The sequence below is a fragment of the Bradyrhizobium sp. MI1.4 genome (assembly GCF_055811315.1).
In genome coordinates, this window is the sequence record NZ_JBVVPP010000007.1 from 77,192 (window position 1) to 88,343 (window position 11,152).

The window sequence follows — 11,152 nt, forward strand, 5'->3', positions numbered from 1 at the left end:
CCCGTGGGCCACTTTCTGGCCTTCCATTCCCGCGGGCCGGGGGGGCTCTCCCTCCCCCCCCCCCCCCGCGCCCGCCCGGGGGCCGGCCCCCCCCTTTGGGGGGGCGCCGCCCACTTCCGCCGAGAAGCGGACGCAGCGGGTGCACTGGATGCAGCGGTTCATCGAGGTCTTGACCAACGCGCCGAGATATTTGTCCTCGACCGCGCGCTTGTTCTCGGCGAAGCGGCTGGTGTCGACACCGTAGCCCATCGCCTGGTCCTGGAGGTCGCACTCGCCGCCCTGATCGCAGATCGGGCAATCCAGCGGATGGTTGATCAGAAGGAATTCCATCACGCCTTCGCGCGCCTTCTTCACCATCGGCGAACGGGTGGAGATCTCCGGCGGCTCGCCCTTGGGGCCTGGACGGCAATCGCGCACGCCCCAGGCGCAGCTCGCGACCGGCTTCGGGCCGCCCTTCACCTCGACGAGGCACATCCGGCAATTGCCGGCGATCGACAGCCGCTCGTGATAGCAGAAGCGCGGAATCTCGGCGCCGGCCGCTTCGCACGCCTGGAGCAGCGTGTATTCGGCGGGGACATCGATCTCTTTACCGTCGATGATGAGCTTGGTCATTCTCTCTACTCCGCCGCGACCATGTTCACGGGATCGCGGACGCCGATATCGTCGATGTCGGACTTGTGCGAATATTGGTCGATGCGCGCTTCGATCTCGTGACGGAAATGCGCTATCAGGCCCTGGATCGGCCACGCCGCCGCGTCGCCAAGCGCGCAGATGGTGTGGCCTTCGACCTGCTTGGTGACTTCCAGCAGCATGTCGATCTCGCGCTTGTGGGCGCGGCCTTCGGCCATGCGGGTCAAGACGCGCCACATCCAGCCGGTGCCTTCGCGGCACGGCGTGCACTGGCCGCAGCTCTCATGCTTGTAGAAATAGGAGATGCGGGCGATGGCGCGGATCAAATCGGTCGACTTGTCCATCACGATCACGGCCGCGGTGCCGAGACCCGAGCGCAGCTTGCTCAAGCTGTCGAAATCCATCGGCGTGTCGATGATCTGCTCGGCCGGCACCATGCGCACGGAGGAGCCGCCGGGGATCACGGCCTTGAGGTTGTCCCAACCACCGCGGATGCCGCCGCAATGCTTCTCGATCAGCTCACGGAACGGAATGCCCATGGCCTCTTCGACGTTGCAGGGCCGCTCGACATGGCCGGAGATGCAGAACAGCTTGGTGCCGACATTGTTCGGACGACCGATGCCGGCGAACCATGCCGCGCCACGGCGCAGGATGTCGGGCGCAACCGCGATCGACTCGACATTGTTGACGGTGGTCGGGCAGCCGTACAGGCCGACATTGGCCGGGAACGGCGGCTTCAGGCGCGGCTGGCCCTTCTTGCCTTCGAGGCTCTCGAGCAGCGCGGTTTCCTCGCCGCAGATATAGGCGCCGGCGCCGTGGGCGACGTAGATGTCGAACGGCCAGCCGTTGACGTTGTCCTTGCCGACCAGCTTGGCCTCATAGGCCTGGTCGATCGCCGCCTGGAGATGCTCGCGCTCGCGGATGAACTCGCCGCGGACATAGATGTAGCAGGCATGCGCGTTCATCGCGCAGCTCGCGATCAGGCAGCCCTCGATCAGGAGATGCGGATCGTGCCGCATGATCTCGCGATCCTTGCAGGTGCCGGGCTCGGATTCGTCGGCATTGACGACGAGATAGCTCGGCCTTCCGTCGGTCGACTCCTTCGGCATAAACGACCATTTCAGGCCGGTCGGGAAGCCGGCGCCACCGCGGCCGCGCAGCCCCGACGCCTTCATCTCGTTGATGATCCAGTCACGGCCCTTGTCGATGATGTTCTTCGTACCATCCCAGGCGCCGCGGCGCCGCGCGCCCTCGAGGCCCCAATCGTGGAGGCCGTAGAGGTTCTTGAAGATGCGGTCCTTGTCCTCGAGCATGTCAGTGCTTTCCGATCAACGGTTGGCTTGCTTGTAGGCAAGCCCGGCGGCGCAGACGGCGAAGGTCAGCGCCCAGAGCAGACTGGATTCCAGCGACGCGTTCAGTGCGAAGCGCTGAAGCAGGAAAATGAAGGTGGCCGCCACGGCGGAATGCATTGCGACGAAGCCCCACTTCTTCACAACACTGCTCCCTTCAACTGGCGGTGAGAGATCACGCATCAGGTGATTTCCTTCAGCGTTGTCGGCCCACCGGTCGGCGCCGAGAACTGGCGGCCGTTCTGCGGACCGGGCTTGGGCGGGTTGCCCGAGGCAAAGCCATCGAGCACTTTGCCGAAGCTTTCCTTGGTCAGATCCTCATAGGTATCCTTGCCGATCAGCACCATCGGCGCATTCACGCAGGCACCGAGGCACTCCACCTCCTCCCAGCTGAAATTGCCGTCCTTGGAGAGATGGAAGGGCTCGTGATGAATGCGGTGCTCGCAGACGTGGATCAGATCCTCGGCGCCGCGCAGGCGGCACGGCGTGGTGCCGCAGACCTGGACGTGGGCCTTCTTGCCGACCGGGGCGAGCTGGAACATCGTGTAGAAGGTGGCGACCTCGAGCACGCGGATATAGGGCATGTCGAGCATGTCGGCGATGACGCGGATCGCGGCTTCCGAGACCCAGCCGTCGTGCTGCTCCTGCGCCCGCCAGAGGATGGCGATGACGGCCGAAGCCTGGCGTCCGGCCGGATATTTCGCGATCTGCTGCTTGGCGAACGCGAGGTTCTCCTCCGTGAACGCAAAGCTCGCGGGCTGGACTTCCTTCGGTGCTAATCGGCGAACGGACATCTCTTCAATCTCTCACTGCACACGGCGCGCTGTTTTCGCATTCAGGGCATTGATCCTGTCCTGCCAGAATGCGCTTGCGGTGCCGAAAACATTGTAGCCGACGTGGGTGGAGACCTTGATGCGGTCGAGGATCGACAGCTCGGTCACCGTTTCCATACGTCGGGTGCTGGGATCGTAGACGATCAGCTTCAGCGGGGTGTGTTCGAGGATGTAGCGCGAGACCGCGTGCGAACGGTCGCTGCCGTGCTCCTCGCACATGACGACGCTGTCGGCCTGGAGCAGCCGGGCGCCGCCCTTGATCGCCTCGATCTCGACGCCCTCGACGTCGAGCTTGATCAGGTACTTGCCGGTGCCTGCGATCTTGCCGTCGTCGATCAGATTGTCGAGCGCAATGACCGGCACGTCCTCGCCGCCCGCCGACGCATCGCCGGCGATGCTAAAGGCCTCGTGCTTGGTGCCTGACAGACGCGCGGTGCCACGGGCCGCGCCGATCGCGCATTTCATGGTCTCGAAGCGGCTGGCGTTAATGCGGGCGTTGTTGTCAAGCTTCGGATAGTTCTGCCCCGACGGCTCGATCGCGATCGCCTTGTGCGAGCCGAACGGCTTGCTCGACACCAGCACCGACCAATAGCCGTAATTCGCGCCGCAATCGAGCAGCGTGTAGTCGACGTCGATGGAATCGGCGAACAACAGCTCCAGCTCGTCCTCGTAATTGTAGGAGCGGTTGAGCAGCTTGCTCCAATAGCCATCGCCGTAGGGAAATTCGAACACGGCGTCGGGATTGAGCTTGATCGCGATATTGCGCTCGGGCAGCGTCTTGCGCAGCAGATTGGCGCAGGCGATGTAGCCCATATGCGAGAAGTGCGACGAGATCTTCGATCCCGTCACCAGCGCCAAGGCAGCCGTCCGCTCCCACAGGTTGGCCCCTTCAAGGGCCCCCGAGGCGCGGTCAAACTGGATCGGCGCCTGCGCCATCACCGATCGACCTCTCCGAACACGATGTCGAGCGAGCCGAGGATCGCCGAGACGTCGGCGAGCAGATGACCGCGGCAGATGTGGTCCATCGCCTGCAGATGCGCAAAGCCGGGCGCGCGGATCTTGCACTTGTAGGGCTTGTTGGTGCCGTCCGAGATCAGAAAGACGCCGAACTCGCCCTTCGGCGCCTCGACCGCCGCATAGACCTCGCCGGCGGGCACGTGGACGCCTTCGGTGTAGAGCTTGAAGTGGTGGATCAGCGCTTCCATCGAGCGCTTCATCTCGCCACGGCGCGGCGGCGCGACCTTGTTGTCCTCGACGACGACGGGACCCTTCCCGTCGGCCGAGTTCAGCTTCTGGATGCACTGCTTCATGATGCGCACGGACTGGCGCATCTCTTCCATGCGGATCAGATAGCGGTCATAGCAGTCGCCGTTCTTGCCGATCGGGATATCGAAATCCATCTCGGCGTAGCATTCATAGGGCTGCGACTTGCGCAGATCCCAGGCCGCGCCCGAACCGCGCACCATCACGCCGGAGAAGCCCCACTCCCAGGCTTCCTTCAGCGACACGACGCCGATGTCGACGTTGCGCTGCTTGAAGATGCGGTTGGCGGTGAGCAGCCGGTCGAGATCTTCGACCACTTTCAGGAACGGATCGCACCAGGCGTCGATGTCGTCGACCAGCTTCTGCGGCAGGTCCTGATGCACGCCGCCGACGCGGAAATAGGCTGCGTGCATGCGACTGCCGGAGGCGCGCTCGTAGAACACCATCAGCTTTTCGCGCTCTTCAAAGCCCCACAGCGGCGGGGTCAGCGCGCCGACGTCCATCGCCTGCGTCGTGACGTTGAGCAAATGCGACAGGATGCGGCCGATCTCGCAATAGAGCACGCGGATCAGCTGCGCGCGGCGCGGCACCTCGATGCCGAGCAGCTTTTCTGCAGCCATGCAGAAGGCGTGCTCCTGGTTCATCGGCGCGACGTAGTCCAGGCGGTCGAAATAAGGGATCGCCTGCAGATAGGTCTTCTGCTCGATCAGCTTTTCGGTGCCGCGGTGAAGCAGGCCGATATGCGGGTCGACGCGGGCGACGACTTCGCCGTCAAGCTCCAGCACCAGGCGCAGCACGCCGTGCGCCGCCGGATGCTGCGGACCGAAGTTGATGGTGAAGTTGCGAAGGACTTCGGGTTGCTCGTTCATGATCAGACCTTCGGCCCTGCTTTTTCATCCCCTGGAAGGACCGGATAGTCGGCGCCCTCCCACGGGGACAAAAAGTCGAACTTGCGGAATTCCTGGTTGAGCCTGACCGGCTCGTACACCACCCGCTTCTCCTGGTCGTCGTAGCGGACCTCGAGGAAGCCGGTGGTCGGGAAATCCTTGCGCAGCGGATGACCCTCGAAGCCGTAATCGGTCAGGAGGCGGCGCATGTCGGGATGGCCGACGAAGATCACGCCATAGAGGTCGTAGGCTTCGCGCTCGAACCAGTCGGCCCCGGGAAACACCTCGATCAGCGACGGCACCTGCGTGGTCTCGTCCGCCTGGGCCTTGAGCCGGATCCGCGCGTTCAGGGTCGGTGACAGGAAGTGATAGATCACGTCGAAGCGTTTTTCGCGCGACGGATAATCCGCGGCCGTGATGTCGGTGAAGTTGATGAAGCGGCAGTTCGGGTCATCGCGCAGGTACTTGACCACCTCGACGATTTTGCTGACCTCGACATCCACCGTGAGTTGGTTGAAGGCCACCGAATGACCGATGGCGGCGCCCGGAAGCGCGCTAACGATCGTCTGCCCCAGGGCGTCGAGCTTGGCGTCGTCCATGACGTAAAACCTTAGCGTTCGATTGTGCCGGTGCGGCGGATCTTCTTCTGCAGCAGCAGCACGCCGTAGAGCAGCGCTTCCGCCGTGGGCGGGCAGCCCGGCACATAGATGTCGATCGGCACGATGCGGTCACAACCGCGCACGACCGAGTAGGAATAGTGATAATAGCCGCCGCCGTTGGCGCAGGAGCCCATCGAGATGACGTAGCGCGGCTCGGGCATCTGGTCGTAGACCTTGCGCAACGCAGGCGCCATCTTGTTGGTCAGGGTCCCCGCGACGATCATCACGTCCGACTGACGCGGTGAAGCGCGCGGCGCGAAGCCGAAGCGCTCGACGTCGTAGCGCGGCATCGAGACCTGCATCATTTCGACTGCGCAGCAGGCGAGACCGAAGGTCATCCACATCAGCGAGCCGGTGCGCGCCCAGGTGATGAGGTCGTCGGTCGCGGCCACGAAGAAGCCCTTGTCGGACAGTTCCGAATTGACCTCGAGGAAGAACGGATCATTGGCCCCGACCGGCTTGCCGGTCGACGGGTCCAGGATGCCCTTGGGGGCCGGCGCGAGAACCGGACCGGCGGACGACGTAGGGGTCAATCCCATTCCAGTGCGCCTTTCTTCCATTCATAGGCGAACCCGACCGTCAGCACGGCGAGGAACACCACCATGGACCAGAAGCCGGTCGCGCCAAGCTTGCCGAACGCCACCGCCCAGGGAAACAGGAACGCCACCTCGAGGTCGAAGATGATGAAGAGGATGGCGACGAGATAGAAGCGGACGTCGAACTTCATGCGGGCGTCGTCGAAGGCGTTGAAACCGCACTCATACGCCGACAGCTTTTCCGGGTCCGGCTGCTGGAACGCCACGATGAACGGCGCGATCAGCAGCGCCAGGCCAATGAGGCCCGCTACCCCTATGAAGACGACGAGTGGAAGATAGTTCTGCAGAATGCCGCTCATTGACGAGCCCTTTTTCCCGCAGCCTCGGGACAGCCACGGATTCGTCCAGTTTGGAATTGTTCTGAGCCTTAGCGCAGTGCACCAATGGGCGCAAGACACGCTCTTTTTAGGCCCTTTGTCGCCCTCAGAACGGTGGAAATCCCGGAATCACCCCGCGGCTGGTATGGAGCAGATCGACAGCCCCAGCAAGGGCGCCCCGATCAGTCCACACGCGCTGGGCCGTGACGTCCGTGGTTGGGAAGGCTCACTTTATCTAGGCCGCGACGCTGCAAAGTCCAGATTATAACGAGGCCAAGCGCGCCCATTATCGGGCGAGCGACCCGGGAGCCATGCATCACGATCGGACCTGGGCTCGTCTGGCGAATGTGTCGGGCAGGAGGCCCACTTCGCCCCAGCGGAAAATGGGTGGCGAGCGCGGCGGCGACGTGGCTGGGTCGTCGCGCGCCGCGCTCGCATGAGCTTCGGGCCGGGGGGCATGACCCGCGAGCTCATCGATCTCGTGGTGGAAGCCGGCGACGGGCCGGTCAGGCTCTCACGATGGCCTTCCCTCGCCTGTTCTCGTCATTTGCCTCACCATTTGTAGGAGACGCTGGCGGTGACGCGCCGGCGGTCGCCGTAGAAGCAGGATGACGCCGCCGCGCAGCTCGCGACGTAGATCTTGTCGGTCAAATTGACCACGTTCAGCGCGGTGCGCCAGTTCTGCCATTCGTAGTGGAGCGCGAGATCGCCGAGCACGACCGCGGGAACCTCGAGGGTATTGGCGGTATCCGCCCACGACGAACCGATATAGCGGAGACCGCCGCCGAAGCCGAACCCCGCGAGTGGCCCGTCCTTGAAGGTGTAGTCCGCCCAGCCGGACACCAGGAGCTCAGGCGTGTTGGTCGGGGTCTTGCCGACCAGCGCCGGGTCCAGATCCCTGCTGTTGAACAAACGGTAGGCCGTGAACGAGCCGATCAGCTTCAGCTCACGCGTGGCGTTCGCCACCGCTTCGATCTCGATGCCGCGCGAGGTCACCTCGCCGGTCTGGTTCTGCAAGGTCGTGAAAACCGGATCGGTCGTTGCCACATGCTGACGTTTCAAGTCGAACACCGAAGCGGTGAAGTAGCCGTCAAATCCCCGCGGCGCGACCTTCACGCCGATTTCCGTCTGTTGGCCGGTCTCCGGCAGGAACAGCTGGTTTTGCGCGTTGAGGCCGATGATCGGATTGTAGCTCGTGGCGTAGGACACATAGGGCGCGATGCCGTTGTCGAAATTGTAGATCAGCCCGGCGCGCCCGCTGAACCTGCTGTCGTCGCGGCTGGCAAGCGTGGCGCCGGTATCACGGGCAGCCTGCGTCGTCTCGACCCAATCGTTGCGGCCGCTCAGCACCAGCGTGAAGTTGCCGAGCTTCATCTGGTCCTGAAGATAGGTGCCGGCCTGCTTCTGCGTGATCTGGAAGTTGCGGAACGGTGCGCCCGTCAACGGAATGTCAAACCCGTAGGCGGGATTGAAGACGTTGATCGAAGGGACGGTGCCGAAGTTGAAAGCCTGATAATCGTCGATCTGGTAGCCCTTCAAATCGACCCCGAACAGCATCGTATGCCGCACCGCGCCGGTGTTGAAGCGGTACTCCAGCTGATTGTCGAGATTGGCCTGGTTGGCGGTGTTCTTCGCATACCAATTATAGCGACCGAGACTGGCCGTGTTGATGTCAGCCCAATTATTGCCGACATAGCCGCGATAGGTCACATCGACATGGGCAAAGCGCGCATTCTGCCGGAACGTCAAATCGTCGGTGAGATTGCGCTCGAACTGATAGCCCAGCATCTCCTGCTCGCGCGTGAACTTGTCGACGCTGGGATCGCCAGCGAAAAAGCTGGTCGGGATCTTGCCGAACCGAGCGTTGATCACCGTGCCCTCATAGGGCAGGAAGTTGATGCCACGGGTTTCCTGCCGGGAAGCTGAAGCCAGTACCGTGAACCTCGTGTCGGCGTCCGGCTTGCAGGTCACCGACGGCGCGATGAAGTAGTTGTTGTCCGGCGTGAAATTGACCTGCGTGGGGCCGTTCTGGACCTGACCGACGACGCGGTAGAACAGCTTGCCGTTCTCGTGGCTCGTTGCGACCGGACCGCCAACATCGAAGCCGACATAGGCGTTGCCGAAATTGTTGACGCCGGTCTCGATGAAACGGACGGGCTCCGCCGGCGGCATCTTGCTGATGACGTTGACGATGCCGCTCGGGCTCGATCCGCCATAGAGCACGGCCGATGGACCGCGCAGCACCTCGACGCGCTCCATGTTGGGCGTCTGGAGCTTCCAGCTCGCATAGGAGGTGTAGAACAGCTGCATGCCGTCGAGAAACAGTCCGACGTCGTCGGACTTAAAGCCGCGGATCAGCCACCAGTCGTTGCGCGTGTCCGCGCCGAAGGTCCCGGCGCGGACGCCGGCAGTATAGCGCAGGACCTCGTCGAGCTTGTTCGCCTTCTGGTCGCGAATCTGCTCCGCGCCGATCACCGACACCGCCTGCGGCGTCTCCATGATCGGCGTGTTGGTCTTGGTGCCGGACGAGCTGCGGCCGGCGACGTAGCCGTGCACCGGGCCGAGCGGGGTCTCGACGAAACCGACATTGCGCGGCGGCTGCGGCCTGTTTCGGTTGGCGGTCTGCTGGGACGATCGCGGCGCACGGCGCTGCACGGAGATGGCTCGTCGGCGCGCTTCCGGCGCGGCGACGGTCACCGACGGAATGTTCTGCGCGCCAATCATCTGCGCAGGAGATTGTGCAAGCGATGCCTGCGGCAGCAAAACCCAAGCGGATGCGGTCGCCAACATGGCCGATCGCAGCATTCCAAGACTGTTCACGCGCAACCCCAAAACTGCGTGTTCTGATGGCACATGCTGTCGGCCCATGACGGCATGCGCTTGCGGTGACGCTTAGGGCAGCGCGCGCGAATTCCCTAATTGAAAGCCTCTTAGAAGGAGTCTTAGAAAGAGTCTTGGAAAGGGTCTTGGAAGCGATCCAACATGTTCCCGGATCGCCGAAACGTCAGCGCGAAATCTTCTCGCTCTCGAGCATCTCGGCGGCGATTGCCGTCAATTGATCGACCTGCTGCAGCAGCGTCTCGAACTCGGCTTCGCTCAAATGTTCGCGCAAACGCCGATTGCGCTCCTGCGCACCGGCGACGATCGCATCATGCGCCGCGAGGCCCGTTGCGGTCAGCGAGACCAGCACCTCGCGGCTGTCCTTCGGGTTCGCCGATTTCGCGATCAGCTTGCGCGACACGAGTTCCGCAAGCGCGCGGCTGATCTGCCCCTTGTCCTGGCCGACGGCTTCCGCGAGCCGCGCCACGCTCATCGGCGGCCGCCGGCCAAGCGAGGCGACCAGGCCGAACTCGACCGATGACAATCCGGCGAGACGCTTGTAGCGCAGGATGGCGCCGCGCTTGAGCAAATTGGCCAGCACCATCAGCCGCGACGACAGCATGACGGTGATCGGCGCCAGCGACTGACTTTCGTCCGCATCGGACGATGTGCGCCCGTCCCTGCCTGATGTCTGGCTCATGGTCCACCTCTGCCAAGAAAGCCGCGGCGTGCCAAGTCTTGGTAGCGCGACCTCCCCAGCCTGATCCGAATGCGATCAAGAGGCATTTGGAAATCGTTGACATTGTCATCGATCTAATCTTCACTTGGTACAAGGCATCAAAAAAGCCCGGCCGGTACGGCCGACTGCGGGAGGACCAGCATGACCATCACCCAGCGGGATCGCGATCTCGGCACGGCCTATGCGATGAAGCCCGCGCACACCCGCACCGAGCTCACGTCGGTCATGCGCGGCACGCCGATGGGCGAACTGCTCCGCCGCTACTGGCATCCGGTCGGGCTCATCAGAGACGCAACCGACACTCCGAAGAAGGTCCGCGCGCTCGGCGAGGATCTGGTGCTGTTCCGCGACAAGCACGGCCGCGCCGGCCTGCTGCACGCCCGCTGCTGCCACCGCGGCACCACGCTCTATTATGGCAAGGTCGAGGAGGACGGCATCCGCTGCTGCTATCACGGCTGGAAGTTCGACACCGAGGGCCATTGCCTGGAGCAGCCCTGCGAGCCCGATGGCGGCCAGTTCAAGGACAAGGTGCGCCAGCCCTGGTATCCGGTCGAGGAGCGCTACGGGCTGATCTTCGCCTATATGGGCCCGGCCGAGAAACGCCCGGTGCTGCCGGCCTATGAGTGCTTGGAGACCATGGACGACGGCGAGTTCGTCGACGCCGACGATTCCTCGATCGGCGGCGGTGGTCCCGCGATCATCCCCTGCAACTGGCTCCAGCATTTCGAGAACGTGGTCGATCCCTACCACGTGCCGGTGCTGCACGGCTCGTTCTCGGGTCCGCAATTCACCAACATGATGGCATCGATGCCGGAGGTGACGTTCGACAAGACGCCGCGCGGGATCGCCGTGCGCTCGATCCGCAAGCAGGATGACGGCAAGGTGTTTTACCGCGTCACCGAGGCGGCGCTCCCCACCTTGCGCGTCGTGCCAAACCCGCGCGTGGCGCAATTCGCCCGCGTCGAGTCGATCGGCTGGACGCGGGCGCTCGACCACCCCACCTTTGCCGCCGAAAAAGGCCCGCCCCGCGGCGGCGCCCCGGGGGGGGGGGGGGGGGGC

Annotated in this window: 12 protein-coding genes; 1 reads left to right on the forward strand and 11 read right to left on the reverse strand. The window is 63.7% G+C overall.

From position 1 onward, the window contains the following. From AC0L23_RS10485 to AC0L23_RS10535, 11 genes are all read right to left on the reverse strand, one after another. On the reverse strand, window positions 1–612 hold a 612-nt coding region (locus tag AC0L23_RS10485; RefSeq protein WP_473356843.1), incomplete at its 3' end, for an NADH-quinone oxidoreductase subunit G. A 5-nt stretch (window positions 613–617) separates the two neighbouring features. Next, window positions 618–1,943, reverse strand: a complete 1,326-nt coding sequence (gene nuoF / locus AC0L23_RS10490) for an NADH-quinone oxidoreductase subunit NuoF (RefSeq protein WP_018455087.1) — start codon at window positions 1,941–1,943, stop codon at window positions 618–620. Between the two features lie 15 nt (window positions 1,944–1,958). Further along, entirely contained in the window at window positions 1,959–2,162 is a 204-nt protein-coding gene (locus AC0L23_RS10495) for a hypothetical protein (RefSeq protein ID WP_026232874.1), read from the reverse strand. Beyond that, complete coding sequence (gene nuoE / locus AC0L23_RS10500) at window positions 2,162–2,773, reverse strand: NADH-quinone oxidoreductase subunit NuoE (protein ID WP_018455089.1); 612 nt, start codon at window positions 2,771–2,773, stop codon at window positions 2,162–2,164. The genes AC0L23_RS10495 and nuoE overlap by 1 nt, the downstream gene beginning before the upstream one ends. A 12-nt stretch (window positions 2,774–2,785) precedes the next feature. After that, on the reverse strand, window positions 2,786–3,748 hold the full coding sequence (locus AC0L23_RS10505; protein WP_162496315.1) for an FkbM family methyltransferase: 963 nt from the start codon (window positions 3,746–3,748) through the stop codon (window positions 2,786–2,788). Continuing rightward, window positions 3,748–4,944, reverse strand: coding sequence for an NADH-quinone oxidoreductase subunit D (locus AC0L23_RS10510; protein ID WP_473356844.1), 1,197 nt, complete (start codon window positions 4,942–4,944; stop codon window positions 3,748–3,750). Before AC0L23_RS10510 ends, AC0L23_RS10505 begins: the two co-directional genes overlap by 1 nt. A gap of 2 nt (window positions 4,945–4,946) precedes the next feature. Then, the gene (locus AC0L23_RS10515; protein ID WP_018455092.1) at window positions 4,947–5,561 is read right to left on the reverse strand and encodes an NADH-quinone oxidoreductase subunit C; all 615 of its coding nucleotides are present in this window, start codon (window positions 5,559–5,561) and stop codon (window positions 4,947–4,949) included. 11 nt (window positions 5,562–5,572) lie between these two features. Beyond that, the gene (locus tag AC0L23_RS10520) at window positions 5,573–6,154 is read right to left on the reverse strand and encodes a NuoB/complex I 20 kDa subunit family protein (protein WP_026232875.1); all 582 of its coding nucleotides are present in this window, start codon (window positions 6,152–6,154) and stop codon (window positions 5,573–5,575) included. Further along, the gene (locus AC0L23_RS10525; protein ID WP_473356845.1) at window positions 6,151–6,516 is read right to left on the reverse strand and encodes an NADH-quinone oxidoreductase subunit A; all 366 of its coding nucleotides are present in this window, start codon (window positions 6,514–6,516) and stop codon (window positions 6,151–6,153) included. The genes AC0L23_RS10520 and AC0L23_RS10525 overlap by 4 nt, the downstream gene beginning before the upstream one ends. Before the next feature lie 570 nt (window positions 6,517–7,086). Next, a complete protein-coding gene (locus tag AC0L23_RS10530; protein ID WP_473356991.1) occupies window positions 7,087–9,339 on the reverse strand; it encodes a TonB-dependent siderophore receptor in 2,253 nt (750 codons plus the stop codon). Between the two features lie 199 nt (window positions 9,340–9,538). Continuing rightward, on the reverse strand, window positions 9,539–10,054 hold the full coding sequence (locus tag AC0L23_RS10535) for a MarR family winged helix-turn-helix transcriptional regulator (RefSeq protein ID WP_018455095.1): 516 nt from the start codon (window positions 10,052–10,054) through the stop codon (window positions 9,539–9,541). Between the two features lie 180 nt (window positions 10,055–10,234). On the opposite strand from AC0L23_RS10535, the gene AC0L23_RS10540 reads away from it, so the two are divergent. Further along, on the forward strand, window positions 10,235–11,152 hold a 918-nt coding region (locus AC0L23_RS10540; RefSeq protein ID WP_473356846.1), incomplete at its 3' end, for a Rieske 2Fe-2S domain-containing protein.

Excerpts from the sequence above, each read along its gene's own strand:
- nuoF (WP_018455087.1), bottom strand. The coding sequence starts at position 1,943 with ATGCTCGAGGACAAGGACCGCATCTTCAAGAACCTCTACGGCCTCCAC.
- AC0L23_RS10495 (WP_026232874.1), bottom strand. The coding sequence starts at position 2,162 with ATGCGTGATCTCTCACCGCCAGTTGAAGGGAGCAGTGTTGTGAAGAAG.
- nuoE (WP_018455089.1), bottom strand. The coding sequence starts at position 2,773 with ATGTCCGTTCGCCGATTAGCACCGAAGGAAGTCCAGCCCGCGAGCTTT.
- AC0L23_RS10505 (WP_162496315.1), bottom strand. The coding sequence starts at position 3,748 with ATGGCGCAGGCGCCGATCCAGTTTGACCGCGCCTCGGGGGCCCTTGAA.
- AC0L23_RS10510 (WP_473356844.1), bottom strand. The coding sequence starts at position 4,944 with ATGAACGAGCAACCCGAAGTCCTTCGCAACTTCACCATCAACTTCGGT.
- AC0L23_RS10515 (WP_018455092.1), bottom strand. The coding sequence starts at position 5,561 with ATGGACGACGCCAAGCTCGACGCCCTGGGGCAGACGATCGTTAGCGCG.
- AC0L23_RS10525 (WP_473356845.1), bottom strand. The coding sequence starts at position 6,516 with ATGAGCGGCATTCTGCAGAACTATCTTCCACTCGTCGTCTTCATAGGG.
- AC0L23_RS10530 (WP_473356991.1), bottom strand. The coding sequence starts at position 9,339 with ATGCTGCGATCGGCCATGTTGGCGACCGCATCCGCTTGGGTTTTGCTG.
- AC0L23_RS10535 (WP_018455095.1), bottom strand. The coding sequence starts at position 10,054 with ATGAGCCAGACATCAGGCAGGGACGGGCGCACATCGTCCGATGCGGAC.